This window comes from Lawsonella sp. (assembly GCF_011525565.1).
Taxonomy (GTDB): domain Bacteria; phylum Actinomycetota; class Actinomycetes; order Mycobacteriales; family Mycobacteriaceae; genus Lawsonella; species Lawsonella clevelandensis_A.
Genome location: NZ_WVRS01000001.1, coordinates 52,992 through 74,561, shown reverse-complemented (window position 1 = coordinate 74,561; position 21,570 = coordinate 52,992). Strand labels below are relative to the sequence as shown.

Below are 21,570 nucleotides of genomic sequence, written 5' to 3'. Positions count from 1 at the left end.
ATGAAAAGGCCGCGGAAAAGAGGTACTGATGCGTTATTCCAAGCGATCAGCACAACCATTGCCGCAGATGAATCGCAATACGGCTCTAACTACTCGGGAAGCAATCGCCCGACTCCTGTTACATGGCCCGTTAACTGCGTCGGCAATAGCGGAGGAGTTGTCGCTTACTATCCCCGCCGTACGCCGTCACCTCGACATTATGGTCGAAGAAGGCGTAGCAGTAGCCGTTGATCCCTCTCCTTATCAAGAACGTGGACGAGGCCGTCCTGCAAAGTTATTCCACCTCAGTGATGTGGGACGTTCTCATTTTGGCCATGCCTATGACGATCTTGCTGTCGATGCGCTCCGCATGGTGCGTAAATTGGGGGGAGAACGTGCACTTGTCGATTTCTCCCAGCAACATATGCATGATGTCGTAGCAGGTATTACGCCCCTCGATAGGGATGCTACTCGCGCAGATATTCAAGAATGCGCTGAAAAAATTGCACAAGCTTTTAATAAATGCGGCTATGCCACGTCTGTAGAAAACGCGCGTGGCGGTATTCAGATTTGCCAGCACCATTGTCCGGTAGCGCATGTAGCCCACGATTTCCCGGCTCTATGCGCAGCAGAACATCATATTCTCTCTGAACTATTGAATACACCCATACAGCGGTTATCCACCATTGCATATGGTGCTCATACCTGCACCACAAACGTTACTGTTCCTCATAACTCCATCCAGAACCATGCGGAAAGAAGTGAAGCATGACGAAGACTTTTCCCTCTGATATCGATGACGTCATTGCTGAACGAGATAAAAATATTGACACTATAGGCCGCTACGATTACGGCTGGCACGACAAAGATACTTTTGGAGCTAGTGCCCATCGTGGGCTTTCTGAAGATGTTGTTCGCACAATTTCAGCATTAAAAAATGAGCCCGAATGGATGCTGGAGACGCGCCTTAAGGCACTGGAGATTTTTGCTGCGAAACCTCTCCCCACATGGGGTCCCGATCTTTCTGGACTCGACTTCGACTCATATAAATACTTCGTGCGCACTACTGAACAGCAGGCCTCCACGTGGGAAGACCTCCCAGAAGATATTCGCACAACGTATGACCGACTCGGTATACCTGACGCGGAAAAGAAACGCTTAGTGTCAGGCGTTGCCGCCCAGTACGAATCTGAAGTGGTCTACCACAAGATTCGTGACGATCTGGAGAAACAAGGCGTTATCTTTGTGGACACCGATACTGGCCTGCGTGACTATCCTGAGCTATTCCGCAAATACTTCGGAACAGTTATCCCTGCTGGAGATAATAAATTCTCTGCACTTAACACTGCTGTTTGGTCTGGCGGATCATTCGTGTACGTTCCTAAAGGCGTCCATGTAGAAATCCCTCTACAGGCCTACTTCCGTATTAATACCGAAAATATGGGCCAATTCGAACGCACCCTCATCATTGTTGATGAAGATGCGTACGTGCACTATGTGGAGGGCTGCACCGCACCTATCTACCAAACCGATTCTCTCCATTCTGGTGTTGTCGAAATCATTGTGGAAAAGAATGCCCGGTGCCGGTACACCACTATTCAGAACTGGTCGAATAACGTTTATAACCTGGTAACTCAGCGTGCTAAAGCAGCTGAAGGAGCCACCATGGAATGGGTGGATGGAAATATTGGTTCCAAAATCAATATGAAATATCCAGCCGTCTACATGATGGGACCACATGCACGCGGAGAGGTTCTCTCCGTCCAATTTGCGGGAGAAGGGCAGCACCAAGATACAGGCGCCAAGATGGTGCACATGGCTCCTCACACCTCATCCAACATTGTTTCTAAATCAGTTTCCCGTAGTGGTGGGCGTTCGGGATACCGCGGTTTAGTGTCCATCCATAAAGGTGCCTATGGGTCTGCCGCTTCGATAAAGTGTGATGCTTTACTCGTTGACGATATATCCCGCACTGACACTTACCCCTACGCCGATATTCGTGAAGATGACGTCACTATGGGGCATGAGGCTACTGTCTCACAGGTTTCAGAAGAGCAATTGTTCTATCTCATGAGCCGTGGCCTTACCGAAGAAGAAGCTATGGCGATGGTAGTTCGCGGATTCATTGAACCCATCGCGAAAGAACTTCCCATGGAGTATGCGTTGGAGCTGAACCGCCTCATTGAGCTCCAGATGGAAGGAGCAGTTGGTTAATGAACTACACCAAGTACACCGAGCATAAAGCGGATCGCATTTTCTCCACTGCTATCGATGACTTCCCTAAACCCCACGGCAAACTGGAAGATTGGCGGTTCACTCCGACTCGTCGTTTTTCTCCACTCGCCGAGCTTCCTGAACAATCCCAACGCGCATTGTGGACGGTGGGCCTTACTACTGCTGGCGCAGCTACTCTCCGCCGTGTTGCACGGGAAGAATCAGCCGCGGGTAGCGTAGAGCTACCCTCTGATCGTCTTGCGGCAGTTGCCTGGAATGGCAGTCCCAGCGTTGATGTTGTACAGTTTGCTGCCACAGATACACCAGCTGATCCCACCGTCATCACTATTGGTACTGGCAAAAAGCCTTTTACTTTTGGACATCTTTTTGTGGATGTTCCTGCTCATACCACCGCAGAGCTTCTCATCTACCGATCTGGTGCAGGTGCACTAGCAGATAATATTGAATTTTCTATTGCAGACGATGCATCCCTCACCGTTGCTTTCGTCAACCTATGGGACGACGATGCCGTCGTCGCTTCTGCGGAGCACGCACATCTAGGGTGTAATGCCCACCTCCACCATGGTGTTATCACGTTAAGCGGGGGAGCTACCCGCATAACAACGTCTGTCACCTATGCAGGTCCTGGCGGAGATGCTGACATGAGCGGCATCTTCTTCGGTGGAGCTGGACAGCACGTGGAAAATCGGCTGCTTATTGACCACAGTGTGGCGCAGTGTCGCTCGTATGTTCATTACAAGGGCGCATTGCTGGGCAACCCCGAGTCCAAGCTGGGGGAGGCGCACGGTGTATGGGTTGGTGATGTTCTTATCCGTCCCCAAGCGCATGGCACTGATACCTATGAAAGTAACCGCAACCTTCTTCTCAGCAAAGCTGCCCGTGCGGATTCTATCCCTAACCTAGAAATTGCCACAGGACAGATTATTGGTGCTGGGCATGCCTCTACTACTGGTCGTTTTGATGAAGAGCAACTCTTCTATCTGCAGTCTCGCGGTATTGATGAAATAACGGCACGGCAGCTCGTCGTACGCGGATTTTTCCATGACATTGTTCACAAACTCAATCTTCCCAGTCTCGAAGAAGAGCTAGATGCCGTTGTTGTCCGCCAGCTTGAACGCGCTGGTCTCTAAAGAAACTCGTTACTAACCCTGCTAAAGGAAAACGCGCTAAAGGAAAACACCATGTCCCAACTTGTTATTAAAGACCTTACTGCGCAGGTCAAGCGTGCTGATGATACCGAGGAGCCCATTGAGATTTTGAAGGGTGTCAACCTCACCCTGAACTCTGGTGAAACTCACGCCATTATGGGCCCCAATGGATCCGGTAAATCAACTCTTTCTTATGTTATTGCTGGACATCCGAAATACGAGGTAACAGGTGGCTCCATCACCCTCGACGGGGACGATGTTCTCAAGATGACTGCCGATGAACGTGCTCGTGCGGGTCTTTTCCTCGCCATGCAGTATCCAGTAGAGGTACCGGGCGTGTCGACCTCCAGTTTTCTTCGCTCTGCGGCGGCTGCTGTCCGTGGTGAAGCACCCCGGCTACGTCAATGGGTGAAGGAAGTCCGTGGAGAAATGGAATTCCTACAGATTGATCCAGCTTTTAATGATCGTTCTGTGAATGAGGGTTTTTCCGGTGGGGAAAAGAAGCGTTTTGAAACACTACAGCTGGGGCTTCTTAAACCTAAGTTCGCCATTCTTGATGAAACAGACTCTGGCTTGGATGTAGATGCTCTCCGTCTTGTTTCGCAAGGTATCAACAAGTATCAGCAGGAAACGAATGGCGGTATTTTACTGATCACGCACTACACACGCATTTTGCGTTATGTAAAGCCAGATATTGTCCATGTCTTTGCTAACGGTAAAGTCGCGTTAACGGGCGGTCCGGAACTTGCAGATCAGCTTGAAGAGCATGGCTACGATGCGTTCGTTACGAAAGGTGCGTAATGCTTGACGTTCATTCTATACGTGCGGATTTCCCCATTCTCACGCGCACTGTCCGTGATGGGAAGCCTCTCGTCTATCTGGATTCTGGGGCAACGTCACAAAAGCCACTTCCCGTTCTCGATGCAGAACGTGACTTCGTGCTGCATCACAATGCTGCAACTCATCGTGGTGCTCACCAACTTGCGGAAGAGGCAACCGACGCATACGAGCATGCCCGCGAACTGGTAGCAGGTTTCGTTGGTTGTGCCATTGACGAGGTTATTTTTACGAAAAACTGCACAGAAGGTCTCAACCTCGTGTCCTACGTACTGGGGGATGATCGTGCTGGGCAGTACCGCGTCTCCGCTGGTGATGAGATTATTATCTCGGAGGCGGAACATCACGCAAACCTCATACCCTGGCAGGAGTTGTGCCGCCGGACAGGAGCCACTCTTAAATGGTTCCCATTGCGAGATGATGGGCGCCTTGATTTGGACGCGGTGGAGATTACTGAACGCACAAAAGTAGTTGCAGTAACTCATGCTTCCAATGTCACGGGTGCTATTACAGATGTTGCGACAGTAGTGGAGCGTGCACACCAGGTGGGGGCACTTGTTGTTCTTGATGCCTGCCAGTCGGTACCCCATATGCCGGTGAATTTCACCGCCCTGGGTGTAGACTTTGCCGCATTTTCCGGCCATAAGATGCTAGCGCCTTCAGGGGTTGGTGTCTTGTACGGCCGCGCACAGATCCTGCAGGCGCTGCCACCATTTTTGACAGGCGGTTCCATGATTGAACACGTCACCATGGAAAAGACGACGTATGCTCCACCTCCACAGCGTTATGAGGCTGGTGTACCTAATATGAGCCAGGTTGTGGGTTTAGGTGCTGCTGTCGAGTATTTGGATTCTCTTGGCATGGATAATGTCTTCGCCCATGAGCAAGAAATCACCAGTTATGCTTTGCAGGAACTTGGTAAGCTCACTGGCGTTCATATTGTTGGCCCCACCACTCCTGAAAATCGTGGCAGTGCTATTTCCTTCACTATTGATGGCATACATTCCCACGATATCGGACAATTCCTTGATGATGATGGCATTGCCGTCCGCGTGGGACACCACTGTGCTGAACCACTCCACACTCACTTTGGGCTATCTGGTACTACTCGCGCTAGCTTCTACATTTACAACACCCTCGATGAAGTCGACCGGTTAGTGGACGGTATTACGCGAGTACAGAAATTCTTTGGAGTTATCTAATGCGTTTGGAAAGCATGTACCAAGAGGTCATTCTGGACCATTATCGCCACCCCAACGCACGTGGACTGCGTGACAATTGGGATGCAGAAGTACATCACCACAACACCTCATGCGGTGACGATATTCGGCTACGTGTTCACCTAGACCACGATCCAGATGATCCGCATAACCCAGAAAAAACCGTCATTCGCGATATCTCCTATGACGGGGAGGGCTGCTCTATTAGCCAAGCATCCACGTCTATTATGACGGAGCAGCTTATTGGGCATACTGTGGCAGAAGCATTTGATATCTGTGATCGTTTTGAAAAGATGGTCACTTCTCGTGGCCAAGACGAGGGCGATGAAGATATCTTAGGCGACGGTACTGCACTGGCGGGTGTGTCACAGTATCCGGCACGTGTGAAGTGCGCTTTATTGGGATGGATGGCGTTTAAGGATGCTTCGTCTCAGGCGCTTGAAGGATCGTCGGACAATGATGGTGCACCTGCCGATGGGGGAGAGAAAGAGTAAATGGAACCGGATTTCACCTCATCACAGCAGCGTAAGCACAAGGAACAAGAGGACGCTGTTCTTAATGCTTTGGCAGCACTGGGAAGTGCTGCGCAAGAAGACGGAGAGAACCCGGATGTGGATCCATTAGCTCCTGCTGCCGCATCGTCTTCTACTGCGTCATCATCTACTGTGCTGTCTTCTGGCACCCCATCTTCCGACACGCCTAATGTAGATACTGCGGAGTCTGTAGAGACTGCAGAGTCTACAAATACTACAGAGCCTCCAGAAATTACTGACGATACTGATTTCTCTACCTGGACGGTTGATGACTATCGTGCAGTAAAAGCAGAGGATCTCGCAAAGCTCCCTGATGATATTCCGCTTGCTCCGGAGGCTGAAGCCCAGGAAGTTCGCGAGGCAATGTATGACGTTGTCGATCCTGAACTTGGTGTTAATGTTGTCGATCTGGGGCTTGTGTACGACGTCAAAATGGACATTGCACGGCGCGCAACTATTGATATGACCCTCACTTCACCAGCATGTCCGCTTACCGATGTTATTGAGGATCAGGCTTTCGTTGCAGTGTGTACAGAAGGGCATGCCCGGGCTTTGCGAATAAACTGGGTGTGGATGCCTCCATGGGGTGCCCATATGATTACAGATGATGGTCGTGAACAACTTCGCGCGTTAGGTTTTACCCTCTAAATGAAGTCAAAAATTATTACCGCCCTGCTAGCGATTCTTCTAGCGGTAGAGTTTGCGCTGGCAGCATACGCTATCCTTGCCCATCAATGGTTGGGTCTTATTGTGATGACGCTTCTTATTTTTGCGGTGATGTATTTTCTGGATCGTGAAGTTCGCCGCATGAAAGGGGAGTTGCCCCCGACATCCACTAATGGCAAGGGGCCTTCGCAACCATCTCACCGAGGTAAAAATCCTGCATGATAACGTTTACTGATCTGGAGGTGCGGGCAGGTGTTCGTACTCTCCTTACTGTTCCTGGCTCTTTAGTGGTGCATGAGGGGGACCGCATTGGGCTAGTTGGCCGTAATGGTGCTGGGAAAACTACCACTATGCGCATTCTTGCCGGCGAGACAGAGCCGTACGCTGGCACTATTGTGCGTTCGGGGGATATTGGTTATCTTCCGCAGGATCCTCGGGAAGGCAATCTCACAACAACTGTTCTCAGCCGGGTGTTGTCAGCGCGTGGACTTGATAGCATTGCTCGCAATATGGATCGTCAGCAGTTCATTTTAGAGACTACTGATAACGATAAGAAACGCGATCAAGCTATTAAAAAATTTACTCGTCTAGAAGAACGCTTCAATGATCTTGGCGGCTACAAGGCGAAGGGTGATGCTGCCCGTATCTGTAACTCGCTGGGATTACCGCAGCGTGTTCTTACAGAAGAGCTAGGGCATCTTTCTGGTGGTCAACGCCGACGTGTGGAGCTTGCGCGTATTCTTTTCGGCAGTTCTCAAGCTGATGGCAGTAAAAACAACACAACGCTTTTACTCGATGAGCCAACAAACCACTTGGATGCCGATAGTATCCAGTGGTTACGCGATTTTTTAATGCAATATACGGGCGGTCTCATCGTCATTAGTCACGATACTGAACTGTTGGATGCTGTCGTCAATAAGGTGTGGTATCTCGACTCCATCCGCGGTGAGATAGACACCTACAGCATGGGGTGGGAACGCTATCTTTCCGCACGCGCCGCCGATGAGCAGCGCCGCCGCCGGGAGCGCGCTAATGCCGAAAAGAAAGCTGCAGCATTGCGGGCGCAGGCTGCTCATCTGGGTGCTAAAGCCACAAAGGCAGCAGCTGCCCATCAGATGGAACGCCGCGCGCAACGTCTCCTTGATGAAGCTGCCGATGTTCGACAGGCCGAAAAGCATGCTCATATTGCTTTCCCGAAACCTTTGCCGTGTGGAAAAACACCACTGACAGCGAAAAATCTGTCGAAGAGCTACGGTTCTTTGGAGATTTTCACTGGTGTGGATCTCGCCATTGATAAGGGCAGTCGTGTCGTTATTTTGGGTTTGAATGGTGCCGGTAAAACAACGTTGCTGCGTATTCTCGCCGGTGTAGAGAAGTCTGATGGGGACGGCACAGTTATTGAGGGGCATGGTCTGAAGCGTGGTTATTTCGCGCAGGAACATGACACTCTTAACCCAGATGAGAGCGTATGGGACAATATGGTGCGCCAGGCCCCAGACGCTGGAGCGCAGGACCTGCGCGGTTTGCTGGGTGCTTTCATGTTGACTGAGCAGATGTGGGAACAGCCTGCAGGTACTTTGTCCGGTGGCGAAAAGACACGTCTGGCACTTGCTAGTCTGGTGTGTTCACAAGCGAATGTCCTACTTTTGGATGAGCCCACAAACAACCTGGATCCTATTAGCCGCGAACAAGTGCTTGAAGCACTGCGTACGTATGAGGGTGCTTGTATCCTCGTCACCCACGATCCGGGAGCAGTGGAGGCTTTACAGCCAGAACGCGTTATTGTTCTCCCTGATGGTGTGGAGGATCTGTGGGGCGATGATTATATGGAGATTGTCACGCTTGCCTAACCTCCGCATTTCTCGAATGCTCTCTCAGTTGTCCTCGTACAGCCTTCACATCTGAATGAATCATAGATAGCTAATGCCGGTGCAGCGCCTTGTTGAAGCACTGCACCGGCATTGCTACACCAGTACTGTGTTTATTGTTTTATCCGTTCTTTACCATGTTCCGCAGTACGTATTGCAGAATGCCACCATTCCGGTAGTAGTCGGCTTCCCCGGGGGTGTCGATTCGGACGACCGCATCGAACTGAACAGTATCACCGTTATCTTTAGTGGCAGTCACTGCGACAGTCTTCGGGATATTACCGGTAGTGAAGTCACTGATACCGTTGATATCAAAAACTTCTGTGCCATCTAGGCCTAGCGATTCGTGGCTTTCGCCTTCTGGGAATTGGAGAGGGATAACGCCCATACCGATGAGGTTGGAGCGGTGAATACGCTCGAAAGATTCCGCGATAACCGCTTTAACGCCGAGGAGGGCGGTGCCTTTTGCCGCCCAGTCGCGGGAGGAGCCTGTTCCGTATTCTTTACCACCGAGGACAACAAGCGGAATACCAGCCGCAGCATAGTGCTGTGCCGCATCATAGATAAAGCTCTGCGGGGCGCCATCTTGGGTGAAGTCTCGGGTGTAGCCACCACTTACCCCATCGAGTAGTTGGTTCTGCAAACGGATATTAGCGAAGGTGCCACGCACCATAACTTCATGGTTACCGCGTCGAGATCCAAAGGAGTTGTAGTCCTTCTGTGCTACCCCGTAAGAATCCAGATATTGTGCCGCGGGGGTGCCTGGTTTAATTGCGGAAGCGGGGGAGATGTGGTCAGTGGTGACGGAATCGCCCAACTTAGCTAGTACTCGAGCACCTTTCACGTCAGTAACAGGATCCGGTTCCAGAGTCATACCGTCAAAGTAGGGGGCTTTGCGAATATAGGTGGAATCGTCGTTCCATGCGAAGGTGTCGCCTTCCGGGGTGTCAAGGTTTTGCCAGTGTTCGTCACCGGTAAAAACATCGGCATAGTCTTTGGCGTACATGTCTTCGGTGATGGAGGACATAATGATGTCGTTAATGTCATTATCGGATGGCCAAATATCGCGGAGATAAACCTGTTTGCCGTCGTTATCGGTACCGAGGGGCTCTTTATCGAAATCAATATCAAGAGTGCCCGCAATGGCATAGGCAATAACGAGCGGCGGTGATGCCAGATAATTCATCTTGATATCGGGGTTGATGCGTCCCTCAAAGTTACGGTTACCAGAGAGAATGGAGCAGGCAGCAAGGTCATTGTCTTGAATTGCCTGGGATACTTCTGGAATAAGGGGACCACCGTTGCCGATGCAGGCAGTGCAGCCATAACCGGAGAGGTAGAAACCGAGTTTTTCGAGGTACTTCCACAGGCCGGCAGTGTCGTAGTAGTCGGTAACAACCTGGGAGCCTGGACCCATAGTGGTTTTTACCCACGGCTTCACGCGCAGGCCACGCTGTACCGCATTACGTGCGAGTAGGCCTGCGGAAAGCATTACTGATGGATTCGATGTGTTCGTGCATGACGTAATGGATGCGATGCCGATAATGCCGTGGTCTAGGTCAAAACTGCCGCGTTCGGCTGTGTCTACATGAACGGGGTGTGAGGGGCGTCCGGACAGATCGCCTTTACCTTCGGGATCACTCGTGTAGCTGCGAACAGTTTTCCGCCAGGTTTCTTTTGCCTGGTTGAGGGGGATACGGTCTTGCGGACGTTTCGGGCCGGCAATAGAGGGGACGACAGTACCCAGGTCAAGCTCAAGGTATTCCGAATAGGTTGCCTCTTTACTGGGGTCATGCCACAGTCCTTGTGCCTTTGTGTAGGCTTCCACGCGGGCGATAGTGTCGTCATCACGGCCGGTGAGACGCATATAGTTGAGGGTTTCTTGATCAATGGGGAAGATGGCGCAGGTAGAACCATATTCAGGGGACATATTGCCGATAGTGGCACGGTTAGCAAGTGGTACTGCGCTGACGCCTTCCCCATAGAATTCCACGAATTTTCCAACCACACCGTGCTGGCGAAGCATATCAGTAATGGTAAGAACAACATCTGTAGCGGTGACACCCGGCTGTGTTTGGCCAGTAAGTTTAAAGCCAACAACACGGGGGATAAGCATGGAGATGGGCTGGCCAAGCATAGCAGCCTCGGCTTCAATACCACCGACGCCCCAGCCCAGAATGCCAAGACCATTTTCCATGGTGGTGTGGGAATCAGTACCCACGCAGGTATCGGGGTAGAGGACACCGTCATTGTTCATAACAACGCGTGCTAAGTGTTCTATGTTCACTTGGTGCACGATGCCGGTTCCCGGGGGAACGACGCGGAAGTTGGAGAATGCTCCTTGTCCCCAGCGGAGGAATTGATAGCGTTCTTTATTCCGTTCGTATTCAACCTCAACATTTTTGGTGAGGGCATCTGGGGTACCGAAGTATTCGACGATAACGGAGTGATCGATCACCATCTCAGCGGGGTTGAGAGGGTTGACCTGGTCGGGGTCTCCTCCCAGCGTAGTGACAGCTTGACGCATGGTGGCCAGGTCAACAATGCACGGAACGCCGGTGAAGTCCTGCATGAGAACGCGTGCGGGGGTGAATTGTATTTCTACACTGGGGTCTGCGGAGGGATCCCAGTGGGCAAGAGCATTAATATGTTTTTCTGTTACATTGGCACCGTCTTCGTTACGAAGAAGATTCTCCGCCAATATCTTTAAGGCGTATGGAAGTTTATCAACTCCGGGCAGAGAGTTGATATTAAAGTAGTTGTACTGCTGTCCATTCACCTCAAGGGTGTCTAGAGCGTTGAAAGAATTAAGGCTCATACAGGCGCTCCGTTCTGAATAGATTAGTGTCTTCAGGTTACCTTACTTACTGTGTTGTCTCAGACATCTCGGTTGGTTAAAACAGTTAGCTAAGCCAGTAGACTAGGGGTATCTATGGGTATCTCTGCCGTTATAGAACGAGGTTTTATGTCTGACTCAGCTCCGCTACCCACATCGGTTTCTCATCCAGCGCTTCCTCATGGTGTTAATCCCGCTGCGATTGCTGCCGATCTACAAAAAGATGGAGTATCTGCAACTCCTCAGCTAGCAGGAGCTTTACGAGAACGTGTGTATCAGGCTCATAGCAAGGGAATAGATTTAAAAATTGTTTATTATCCGGGTTCGGATAAAAGTTTCACAGCTACTCGTAATTTAGCAGAGCTTCTCAAGCCTCATATTGATGGCACTATTGTGGTACTTAATGATGAGCAAATTGGCTCTGTGAGCCCCGTGTATCCACGTTATGTCATGGAACATGCAGAGATCGATGCTAATCGGATTATTACTAACAGTAAGCCTCCTTATACAACACAGCAGGTGCTGGCACGTATTGACACCTACATCCATGATGTCGCTGAGTCGTCTCTTAATTGGACTCCTATTATGAGCGGTGTTGGAGTGACTGTAGTGCTGACTATCACGGTGATAGCGACAATTTTCAAGAGAAAATTATCGGCGTTATCCTCGCGCATTACCTCATCCCACTAAATCTCATTATTTGGGCATCCTATTTGTCACGCTCGTCCATAAAACTGCAGTTAAATAGGGGAATATAGGGCTTTAAAGAGAGTTACATAAGAGTAATTCTGTTAAAGATGTTTCATATGGTGACGAAGTGTCGTACGGTACAAGTGTCACACTAGTGTAGATTGCCACATTCATGAATAGGGAAAGCCGTGTTCGGGGAAGAACACGGACTCCTGTTTTGTGTAAGTGGAAAGGAGTAGCTGTGAGCACCCCACACAAAGCCAACCGAAACACTGCCATCAAGACAACTGGACGAACACTAGTTGGTGTTGGTGTAACGGGCGCTGTTGCGCTCACTGGTGCCGGCTTCGGTCAAGCCCAGCCGCATATTGACAATCAACGAGAAAATTCAGGTCCGGATACAGATCTGGACGCCTTGCTTAAGCAACTCGCTACCACAAACCAGGATCTTGCTACCCTGCAACACCAGCTTGGCCAAGATCAAGAACGAGCAAACAAGGCTCTCGTAGACCTCCAAAGTGCTCGCCTCCGTGCAGCTGATGCTCAAAAAGAAGCTGATGCTGCAGCTGCTCAACTTGCCACTGCACAAAAAAATGTACTGCGCGCACAACAGCAGCTGAATACCATCGCTGCCGATGCTTATCGAAATACCTCAACGAGCAGTTCTACACTCGAGCTAATGAGTGGAGAAGATCCCGACTCAGTTATGGCGCGTGATGCAGTTATTAGCCGTGCAGCTGCACAACAAAGCTCCATTGTTGATGAACTCAAACAAGCCCGCGCCGTAAGCGCGAACCGCTCCTCGCATGCAAAAGAAGCAGCCGCCGCTGCAGAAGCTGCTACCCAACGGGCTGTATCGCGAAATCATGATGCGGAAGATACTCTGCTTGCTTCTCGCACCGCGGTACGCACCAAGCAAAAAGAAATTGAACAGCTTGCTAAGAAACGTGCCACCCTTACTACTAAGCTGCAGAAGATGCAGGTATCCTCCGCCCGATCACAGTCAGTTCATAATGGCACCATTGACGAAGCAGCAATTCGAGCAGGTGTAGTGCAAGGGGCAAGAAGCGGAGCAGCAATAACCCGTGCAGCTGTCCATACTGCAGCTAGTGCACATGTTGACCTTAGTCATGTGAACACAACTGCAGATCTCGCTAAGCTGCCGATAGAAGCACTGCAGTCTATTCCACCATCAGAGTGGAGAAGGCTTGGCGGAACTATTCAGAGAGAAGTAGCGAAGCAAAGCCCAGAAGCAGCTGTAGCCGTTGGCATTGCCACTGACGTAACTATTAAGGCAATACCACATTTGTCTATCGTTACTAATAGCATCGATCTTTTGGCTAGTGTGCCCGATGCCATTGAAGGCGATGGATCAGCAAGTTCAGTCGTTCCTGATACTGGCTCCATTGCTAAGCCTGGCGCCGCTGCCTCGCTGGATACTCTTTTCCTTAGTGCCCAGCAAAAAATCGAAAAGGTTATTAACCGTGGTATGTCTCAGCTGGGTGTTCCTTACGCGTGGGGCGGCGGAAACGTCGATGGCCCAACCCGCGGTATTCGAGACGGCGGCGTAGCGGATTCCTATGGCGACTACAACAAGGTCGGTTTCGATTGTTCTGGCCTAATGGTGTATTCGTTCGCTGCACTTGGCTATAACTTGCCTCACTACAGTGGCTACCAGTACACCTCTGGTACGCAGATACCGGCGTCACAGATGAAACGTGGCGACATGATCTTCTACGGTCCTGGCGGTAGCGAGCACGTTACCCTCTACCTTGGTGACGGCATGATGCTGGAAGCACCATGTTCTGGTGATGTTGTCAAGGTCAGTCCTGTCCGCTGGGAGGGTATGACACCTTACGTTGTTCGTATGGTTATGAATTAACGTTTATAACGTAGGAGAGTGGTGATAGCGCCACTCATTCCAGGCAGTACCGCGCGCCCGCTGAGCTGTTCGCAAGAGTGGGATAAGCGCGGTTTCTGCTGTCTGCGCATAGTGTCGTGTAACGGACACAATTGCAGCAACGTGGTCTGCCGCAAAAATCAATTGCAGATAATGTCCCTCAACACTCGGCGGATATGTAACAGAGTCGCTAATAAGTAATGCACTATCAATATCAATAAGGGCATTACGGAAATCCTCATCTTGTTGTTCGCTAATGATATGAGGAGTGTGCTGCAGTCTCTGTAGTGATGCTTCCTCCGCACGACGTAAGTCTCCTAATGCCGCACGCGGTCCCGCATTGACAATGGGAGGCAGTTGTCCCGGAAAGGGAACGAGACGCCACAAAACGACGTCACGCAGGGGAGTCATAAAACTAACCTCAAAAGGTCCGTCAGGGTGCTCATGCGGATGTCCTAGAGCCAATGCCTCACCACCTGCAGTACTTATTAGTTCCCCCAATGCGGTAGTACTGAGAACACTCTCTTCCTCTGTTGCGGATTCCACTAGTTCATGAGTACCTGGGGGAGTAGTAGGAAGTTCGCTATATGCTCCGGGCAGTACTTGTAGGAATCTTATGTCCCAGGGACGAGTTATACGTAGTAGTTCTACAAGACCGCTATATGTGTGACCATCACCAGTAACAATGCGGTGGTCTTTCCCCCATGGAAGAAGAGCTTCAATAAGATCATCCGGGCTGATTTCGCCACGGTGTAAAGCGGGAAGCCACCAGGTAGCGGAGAAAAGAGGAGAAGCCATGGCATCCAGCATAGTCACTATGATGGATGCCATGCCGCATTGGAATGATCGCTATGGACGAGACCCCCTAGCTAAGAAAAAAGCTCCGAAACAGTACCGCACAGTAGAGGGAACACGCGGACTTATCATCGAGGATGCCGCCACCGAATACTGCGGAGCTGTTGTGGGCTTCGAAAAATCAGATAGTGGCCTGCTGGTACGCCTCGAAGATCGCCACGGCCATGTGCGAGTATTCCCTACCAAACCTGGACTTTTACTATTAGAAGGGGAGCCCATTCATCTTATTCGTCCGCGTCAAACCCCACGTGGTCCACAACTTTCCAATAGTGGTTCGCGGCTCGCTGCACATCCGCAGCGGGCACGTACAGCACGCGCATCGCGTATATGGGTGGAAGGGAAACATGATGCTCTTATCGTGCAGCAAGTATGGGGGCATGATCTTGCCCAAGAGGGGATTGTGGTAGAAGAACTATCCGGTCTCGATAACCTTCCGGAGCGGCTTGCCTACTTTTCTCCCTCTCCTCAACGACGAGTGGGTGTACTGGCTGATCATCTCATCACTGGTACAAAAGAAACTGCATTAGTAGACAATGTTGGCGATAACGTTCTTGTCACTGGGCATCCTTTTGTCGATATTTGGGCGGCAGTAAAACCCGCAACAATGGGGATATCCGCCTGGCCAGACATACCAATGGGTGAGGATTGGAAAACTGGTACGTGCCAACGTCTTGGCTGGGGTACTCCACAAGACGGGTGGAGAAGAATTGCCGCACGTGTAAAAACGTATCGAGATCTTGACTCCACTCTTATTGGTGCAGTAGAACGCCTCATTGATTTTGTGACGGAGCCGGGGGCTCTCTGAGTGACGTTGTTACGGGCATTTTTGCGTCAATAACAAGGCCCACAATTCCCATGGCGCAACAACACAAGCCCACAAGAATGACCCAAGGATTGGCATGCCCCACAGCCGCCTCACCGAACAAAACACCCGCTGTAGTGCCGGGAGCGCTACACACTAATGTCGCCACTGCAAAAGGAAGCATACGTACCGGAGTAAGCGCGGCAGCATAGTTCAGTACAGAAAACGGGACAAACGGAATAAGCCTTAACGATCCGACAGCCAACCATCCTCGTTTTTCAAGGCGCTCATTAAGAGCATCCAACATAGGATGATGCAGGTGTTCTTCTACCCAGCCACGAAACACGTAGCGGGTAAGAGCACACGCTACTACTGCTGATAGCACGGTGGCACCAAGGCACACTGCTAATGCCAGCAGTGGTGGGAAGAGAATCCCCGATATTAGCGTGAAAAATGTGCGAGGGATAGGAAACAGGGTGAGGAGAACATAGCACAAGAAAAAAACGAAGGGGAACCAACGACCCAACCGTGCCACACCGTGGCGAACAACAATTAACGGCGGCACATCAGTAAGAAAAAGAAGAAGTATCCCCACAACAATAACGATGGGAATAATGAGTTGTTTCCACAGAGGAGCACTCCGGAAACCTGCCCATATTTCACGACAGATATAACACAGCAGTGACCATAATCTCCGAAGCGCTACACGCACCCCAGAAACCGGTTTTTCTGCCATTACTGAATCCTTCGTTGTCGCTTTCTCTCTCTATTGTATTTCGCTACTGCAACTATCTGCCGCGATTATCTCCTAGGTATCCACTGTTCTCTATTGTGACAACAGAAAAACCCTGCAGCATGGAATACCACGTGCAGGGTTTTTAGAATTTGTGTCCGAGGGGGGACTTGAACCCCCACGCCCGTTTAATTTGGGCACTAGCACCTCAAGCTAGCGCGTCTGCCTATTCCGCCACTCGGACTCACTGTGTAATTATCATGTGTAATTATCAACTGCTACCGTGAAGAACTCTTCTGCCTAATCCATGAGAATCTGTATGAATCTGTGTGAATTAGTGCGAAAGTGTTTCACTAGGTTGCTTGGATTAATTTACTGCAAACTCTACTAAAACCCCAAATCGCCTGTACAACGTAGATTATCGCGTTTATCTCACAGCAGATCCGACAGCTTCTGAAATAGATGAAAATCCGTTTTTGCGTAGCTTCTTCGCCAATCCTTTGTGGATATGGTGAGCCCAGAAAGGACCTTGATAAATGAACGCCGTATATCCCTGTAGAAGATCTGCACCGTGCGTTATCCGCTCCCATGCATCATCAACAGTTTCAATACCACCGCATCCAATCAGCACAATACGTCCCTGTGTTTTCGCATAGATCCGATCTAGCACCTCAAGGGAACGTTTTTTCTCCGGCTGCCCAGAAATTCCACCAGAACCCATTGCAGCCACCTTGGCGGCATCTGTACGGAGACCCTCTCGAGAAATTGTTGTATTAGTGGCAATAATGCCAGCCAGTTTAAGATCCAATGCTAAATCTGTAATCGCATCAATATCTTCATTAGAAAGATCTGGAGCAATTTTTACCAGCACCGGCACCTCAGATACTGCCTGCACTCCCTCCAGAATAGGACGCAGAGATTCTACAGCTTGCAAATCACGCAAGCCTGGAGTGTTGGGGGAGGACACATTCACAACAAGATAATCTGCCAGCGCACTCACCAAACGAGCAGATGTACGGTAATCCGCCACTGCTTCCTCCGGGGGTACTACTTTGGTCTTGCCAATGTTGATGCCAGTAATAGTGGTACCGCGGCGGCGACGTAAATTATTTGCGGCATACCCAGCACCATGGTTATTAAAGCCCATCCGGTTGAGCAATGCGCGATCCTCAGGAAGACGGAACAAACGTGGCTGCGGGTTACCAGGTTGGCCAGCAGCCGTCACTGTCCCCATTTCCGCATAGCCGAATCCCATGGGTCCCCATGCATCGGATGCTGCTGCATTTTTATCGAAACCGGCGGCTAGACCCAATGGTGCAGGAAAATGCACACCAAAAAGATCTTGGGCAAGAATATCGTCCTCGTAGTTAAAAACGGAGCTAGCTAATTGCCCTAACGCAGGTACCAGGTGAAGTGTTTTTATCATGCCGAACACAAAAGTGTGGATCTTCTCGGGGGGAAGAAGGAACATTGTGCGCTTCACGACTTCATATAACACTGGTTACCTACCTGCTGGGTTGAGGACTGTCATGTCTATCTTGCCACCCTTTAGGATAAACTGCTGACCATGCAGGAGGAAAAGCAATTAGCAGACTCTTTTCGCTAGGCTTAGTGACAGGCGAATGCAGCACCATAACAAGGAGCAAGTGTGGGGACTATGAGTTGGGCACAAACAATTGTGCTCTCTATCGTGCAGGGACTAACTGAATTCCTCCCAGTATCATCTTCTGGACACCTTAATATCGTTTCGCGTCTCTGCTGGGGAGCAGATGCTGGAGCTTCCTTCACTGCTGTCATACAACTTGGTACGGAACTGGCAGTCCTGGTCTTTTTTGCTAAAGATATTGTCCGCATTATCAAAGCGTGGTTTATTGGCCTATTCCACAAGGATCGTAGGGACAATCTTGACTACAAGATGGGGTGGTACGTCATTGTTGGTACTATCCCAATCGGTCTTATCGGATTTTTGGCAAAGGATGCTATTCGGGACAATCTCCGCAGTCTCTGGGTAACGGCCAGTGTGCTTGTTGTGTTCTCTTTTGTTTTTATGGCAGCAGAGAAATGGGGATCGCGGAAACGCGACTTCGACCAGCTCACAATGAAAGATTCCATCATTATGGGCTGTGCGCAATGCCTGGCACTCATTCCTGGCGTATCACGTTCCGGTGGAACTATCTCTGCAGGACTTTTTATTGGTCTTAAACGCTCAGTAGCCACCCGCTATAGTTTTCTTCTGGCTATTCCAGCAGTGTTAGCTTCCGGCATTTTCTCCCTACCAGATGCTTTTAACCCCACACATGGTCAGGCAGCAACTAGTTCTCAGCTAGGTGTGGGTGTTGTTATTGCTTTTATTCTGGGATATATCTCTATCGCATGGCTATTAAAGTTTGTAGAAAAGCATTCTCTTAACTGGTTTGCGGGTTACCGCGTTATCGTTGGTGTAATAGTCCTTATTCTCCTTGGAACCGGGGTGCTTACCGCCTAGTGTCTCGTCGGCTTTTTATTTTCGACCATCCGTCACGCTGCATTATTGGCGCTATTGGGGAATATCCTGATCAAAGCTACTATCTGCAAGTTGTTCAAGATGGCCAATTAGTTTCTGTAGAACTTGATGCTATGCAGCTGCGGCTTATCGCTAAACGTATTGACCAGCTTTTAGACGATGTTGCCGACTACTACAACTTGCGGTTACCGCGTCGTGCTAGACACGTTGATGATCTTTCTCCGCTGGATCTGCCACTTGACTCAGAGTTCCTGGCGGGGACGATCGGTTTGGCGTGGAGTGAAGAAAAATCAGCTATTCTTCTTGAACTTCTTTCTTTCACCAATGGCGAATTTGATGAGAATCTCATCCTTTCCGATGATGCTGAAGAAGGACCAGATACCGTACGCATTATGCTCAGTCCTCATTTTGCTCGGCAGTTCGCGCATCGAACTAAAATTGTTTATGCAGCTGGCCGACCATTGTGCCCACTATGCGGTGAACCGATGGATCCAGAAGGACACATTTGTGTTCGTTTGAACGGTTATCGCCGTGATCTTGGTGAGATTATTGACCGACTAACTGATTATCAGCGTTAAAGTGCCACTGTCCCCCTAGTAGCTGGTTATAGATGACTGACTATAGGGGTGGAGAGGATAAGCCCTTAAAGAATCACCTGTGGCTAATCTTCGACATACATTGCATGCCAGTAAACTGGTGTCCATGTATGCATGGCCAAAGGTTTCTGTCCCAACTCTTCCCGGTATCTCGATTCCACTTCGCCTTTACGACACCTCCGCAGGAGAGCTAACAGCCGTCACTCCTGGGGAAACTGCAGGAATGTACGTGTGCGGCATTACCCCTTATGACGCAACACATCTTGGTCACGCCGCGACCTATGTTACTTTCGACCTCATTAATCGCATTCTTAGAGATAATGGCCACAACGTTCTTTACGTCCAAAACGTCACTGATGTTGATGACCCACTGTTCGAACGCGCAGAACGCGACGGCGTAGATTGGCGCGAATTAGGCAATGAGCAAACCGATCTATTCCGCAGCGATATGGAAGCTCTCCGCGTTATTCCACCCGACCATTATGTCGGTGCCACAGAAGCCATTGACGAGGTTATCGAGTTTGTTCAAAAGCTATTCGATAAAGGCGCCGCATACCAGATTTCTGCTGAAGACGATCCAGATTACCAAGATGTGTACTTCCCGGTGACGGCTACACAACAGTTCGGCTATGAATCTGGCTATGATCGTCCTACGATGGAGCACTTCTTTGCAGAACGTGGCGGTGATCCGGAACGTCCCGGAAAGAAGCATCCGCTTGATGCTTTATTGTGGCGTCAGCAGCGACCTGGTGAACCTGCATGGGATTCACCCTGGGGGGCGGGGCGCCCCGGTTGGCATATTGAGTGTGCGGCCATTGCTCTTAACCGTTTGGGAACCTCCTTTGATATTCAGGGGGGCGGCTCCGATCTAATTTTTCCTCATCATGAGTTTTCCGCCGCGCATGTGGAAGCGGCAACTGGATGTCACCACATGGCTCGCCATTATGTCCACACTGGAATGATTGCCCTCGATGGCGTAAAGATGTCTAAATCCTTGGGGAATCTTGTCTTTGTCTCTAAACTGCGTGCTCAGGGTGTTCACCCTGGGGCTATCCGTCTGGGTATTTATGCGGGCCACTATGCCACGGATAGAGACTGGTCGGATGAAGTTCTCGCAACAGCTGTTGAGCGTCAGAAGCGTTGGCAGCAGGCTTGTGAACGCAACAGTGGTGTTCCTGCCGTGACTACTGTTCAGCGCGTTCGCGAAGCGCTTTCAGATGATCTCGACACGCCTCGTGCACTGGCACTCATTGATGTGTGGGCAGATGAGACATTACGAGGATTAGGGGACGACGCTACTGCCCCCACAACTATGCGTACTCTTATCGATAGTCTTTTGGGCGTTACTCTCTATTAATTATTAGGGGTAGTGACCGCTAGGGGAGAGGTAGTACGGTGATGGTTAAATGATGCGAAGAGATTTTCTGCAGTAGGCGAGGCTATATCATCAACGATTTTTCCGTCGGAGAGAACAATTGCTCGTTCTGCACTTGCGGCAATCTCAAGATCGTGCGTCACCATGACAATGGTTGTGCCATTGCGGTTGAGCTCGGAGAGTTCTCGGATAACAAGTGCACCGGAGGCAGAATCTAAGGCGCCTGTTGGTTCGTCAGCGAACAATACTTGTGGTTTTACTGCAAGTGCTCTGATAATGGCAACGCGTTGCCGCTGTCCACCGGATAGTTGTGCTGGGTAATAATTTTTTCTTCCTGCTAATCCAAATTTTTCAAAGAGTGCATCGAGTTCTTTTCTCGACATTTTCTTACCCACAAAACGCAGCCCTAACTTGACGTTTTCTAAGGCGGTCATGGAATCAACAAGGTTGTAGTCTTGAAAAATGAAACTTGCGTTTTTGCGTCGTACGTTACTTCTTACACGGTTAGATGCGGTAGCTAAGTCCTTACCGCATAGTACGCAGGTACCAGAATCTGGTTTTTCTAATCCGGAAATGCAGTAAAGGAATGTGGATTTACCGGATCCGGAAGGTCCCACGATGGACACGAATTCCTGGGGGCGGACGGAAAAATCAATTCCTTTGAGGATGAGTTCTTTTTCTCTTTTCGTAATGGGGAAGGACTTTGTTAAGGCTGTCGCCTCAATGATGGTGTTCATTGTTCTAGCCGCTGCGCTATTCACTGTGTTATTTACGGTGGTGGTCATTATGGCGTT

The 21,570-nt window shown here is 50.1% G+C and carries 20 protein-coding genes and 1 tRNA gene; 15 read left to right on the top strand and 6 right to left on the bottom strand.

Features of this window, described 5'->3' with window-relative positions; translation table 11 throughout:
- Nucleotides 1-28 precede the first annotated feature (28 nt).
- The 9 genes from QZV76_RS00360 (at nt 29) to QZV76_RS00320 (ending at nt 8,468) form a co-directional block, all read left to right on the top strand.
- On the top strand, nt 29-751 hold the full coding sequence (locus tag QZV76_RS00360) for a metalloregulator ArsR/SmtB family transcription factor (protein WP_290595257.1): 723 nt from the start codon (nt 29-31) through the stop codon (nt 749-751).
- The gene (gene sufB, locus QZV76_RS00355; RefSeq protein ID WP_290595256.1) at nt 748-2,193 is read left to right on the top strand and encodes a Fe-S cluster assembly protein SufB; all 1,446 of its coding nucleotides are present in this window, start codon (nt 748-750) and stop codon (nt 2,191-2,193) included. Before QZV76_RS00360 ends, sufB begins: the two co-directional genes overlap by 4 nt.
- Nucleotides 2,193-3,344, top strand: a complete 1,152-nt coding sequence (locus QZV76_RS00350) for a SufD family Fe-S cluster assembly protein (RefSeq protein WP_290595255.1) — start codon at nt 2,193-2,195, stop codon at nt 3,342-3,344. Before sufB ends, QZV76_RS00350 begins: the two co-directional genes overlap by 1 nt.
- A 51-nt stretch (nt 3,345-3,395) precedes the next feature.
- Nucleotides 3,396-4,163 carry a Fe-S cluster assembly ATPase SufC gene (gene sufC, locus QZV76_RS00345; RefSeq protein WP_290595254.1) on the top strand — a complete coding sequence of 256 codons (768 nt, stop codon included), beginning with the start codon at nt 3,396-3,398 and terminating at the stop codon, nt 4,161-4,163.
- Nucleotides 4,163-5,401 carry a cysteine desulfurase gene (locus QZV76_RS00340; RefSeq protein WP_290595253.1) on the top strand — a complete coding sequence of 413 codons (1,239 nt, stop codon included), beginning with the start codon at nt 4,163-4,165 and terminating at the stop codon, nt 5,399-5,401. Before sufC ends, QZV76_RS00340 begins: the two co-directional genes overlap by 1 nt.
- On the top strand, nt 5,401-5,913 hold the full coding sequence (gene sufU, locus QZV76_RS00335; protein ID WP_290595252.1) for a Fe-S cluster assembly sulfur transfer protein SufU: 513 nt from the start codon (nt 5,401-5,403) through the stop codon (nt 5,911-5,913). Before QZV76_RS00340 ends, sufU begins: the two co-directional genes overlap by 1 nt.
- Before the next feature lie 357 nt (nt 5,914-6,270).
- Nucleotides 6,271-6,600, top strand: a complete 330-nt coding sequence (locus QZV76_RS00330) for a metal-sulfur cluster assembly factor (protein ID WP_290595637.1) — start codon at nt 6,271-6,273, stop codon at nt 6,598-6,600.
- On the top strand, nt 6,601-6,840 hold the full coding sequence (locus tag QZV76_RS00325) for a hypothetical protein (RefSeq protein ID WP_290595251.1): 240 nt from the start codon (nt 6,601-6,603) through the stop codon (nt 6,838-6,840).
- On the top strand, nt 6,837-8,468 hold the full coding sequence (locus tag QZV76_RS00320; protein ID WP_290595250.1) for an ABC-F family ATP-binding cassette domain-containing protein: 1,632 nt from the start codon (nt 6,837-6,839) through the stop codon (nt 8,466-8,468). The genes QZV76_RS00325 and QZV76_RS00320 overlap by 4 nt, the downstream gene beginning before the upstream one ends.
- A 139-nt stretch (nt 8,469-8,607) precedes the next feature.
- Here the strand turns inward: QZV76_RS00320 and acnA are convergent, their stop codons facing one another.
- Nucleotides 8,608-11,304 carry an aconitate hydratase AcnA gene (gene acnA / locus QZV76_RS00315; protein ID WP_290595249.1) on the bottom strand — a complete coding sequence of 899 codons (2,697 nt, stop codon included), beginning with the start codon at nt 11,302-11,304 and terminating at the stop codon, nt 8,608-8,610.
- A 114-nt stretch (nt 11,305-11,418) separates the two neighbouring features.
- On the opposite strand from acnA, the gene QZV76_RS00310 reads away from it, so the two are divergent.
- Nucleotides 11,419-12,012, top strand: coding sequence for a DUF6676 family protein (locus QZV76_RS00310; RefSeq protein ID WP_290595248.1), 594 nt, complete (start codon nt 11,419-11,421; stop codon nt 12,010-12,012).
- Between the two features lie 241 nt (nt 12,013-12,253).
- Entirely contained in the window at nt 12,254-13,894 is a 1,641-nt protein-coding gene (locus QZV76_RS00305; RefSeq protein WP_290595247.1) for an NlpC/P60 family protein, read from the top strand.
- Between the two features lie 3 nt (nt 13,895-13,897).
- On the opposite strand, the gene QZV76_RS00300 is transcribed toward QZV76_RS00305, so the two are convergent.
- Nucleotides 13,898-14,710 (bottom strand): hypothetical protein, encoded by an 813-nt coding sequence (locus tag QZV76_RS00300; protein WP_290595246.1) that lies wholly within the window; start codon nt 14,708-14,710, stop codon nt 13,898-13,900.
- Between QZV76_RS00300 and QZV76_RS00295 the strand changes: the two genes are divergently transcribed.
- Entirely contained in the window at nt 14,709-15,572 is an 864-nt protein-coding gene (locus tag QZV76_RS00295; protein ID WP_290595245.1) for a DUF3097 domain-containing protein, read from the top strand. The genes QZV76_RS00300 and QZV76_RS00295 overlap by 2 nt on opposite strands.
- On the opposite strand, the gene QZV76_RS00290 is transcribed toward QZV76_RS00295, so the two are convergent.
- From QZV76_RS00290 to QZV76_RS00280, 3 genes are all read right to left on the bottom strand, one after another.
- Complete coding sequence (locus QZV76_RS00290) at nt 15,538-16,305, bottom strand: TVP38/TMEM64 family protein (RefSeq protein ID WP_290595244.1); 768 nt, start codon at nt 16,303-16,305, stop codon at nt 15,538-15,540. The genes QZV76_RS00295 and QZV76_RS00290 overlap by 35 nt on opposite strands.
- Nucleotides 16,306-16,457: 152 nt before the next feature.
- Nucleotides 16,458-16,546 (bottom strand) — tRNA-Leu (locus QZV76_RS00285).
- Nucleotides 16,547-16,729: 183 nt separating this feature from the next.
- A complete protein-coding gene (locus tag QZV76_RS00280; protein WP_290595243.1) occupies nt 16,730-17,785 on the bottom strand; it encodes a quinone-dependent dihydroorotate dehydrogenase in 1,056 nt (351 codons plus the stop codon).
- A 174-nt stretch (nt 17,786-17,959) separates the two neighbouring features.
- On the opposite strand from QZV76_RS00280, the gene QZV76_RS00275 reads away from it, so the two are divergent.
- From QZV76_RS00275 to mshC, 3 genes are all read left to right on the top strand, one after another.
- Nucleotides 17,960-18,787, top strand: coding sequence for an undecaprenyl-diphosphate phosphatase (locus QZV76_RS00275; protein WP_290595242.1), 828 nt, complete (start codon nt 17,960-17,962; stop codon nt 18,785-18,787).
- Nucleotides 18,787-19,383, top strand: coding sequence for a DUF3090 family protein (locus QZV76_RS00270; RefSeq protein WP_290595241.1), 597 nt, complete (start codon nt 18,787-18,789; stop codon nt 19,381-19,383). Before QZV76_RS00275 ends, QZV76_RS00270 begins: the two co-directional genes overlap by 1 nt.
- A 124-nt stretch (nt 19,384-19,507) precedes the next feature.
- A complete protein-coding gene (gene mshC / locus QZV76_RS00265) occupies nt 19,508-20,758 on the top strand; it encodes a cysteine--1-D-myo-inosityl 2-amino-2-deoxy-alpha-D-glucopyranoside ligase (protein WP_290595635.1) in 1,251 nt (416 codons plus the stop codon).
- On the opposite strand, the gene QZV76_RS00260 is transcribed toward mshC, so the two are convergent.
- A complete protein-coding gene (locus QZV76_RS00260) occupies nt 20,755-21,561 on the bottom strand; it encodes an ABC transporter ATP-binding protein (protein ID WP_290595240.1) in 807 nt (268 codons plus the stop codon). The two genes, mshC and QZV76_RS00260, sit on opposite strands and share 4 nt — an antisense overlap.
- Between the last annotated feature and the right edge of the window lie 9 nt (nt 21,562-21,570).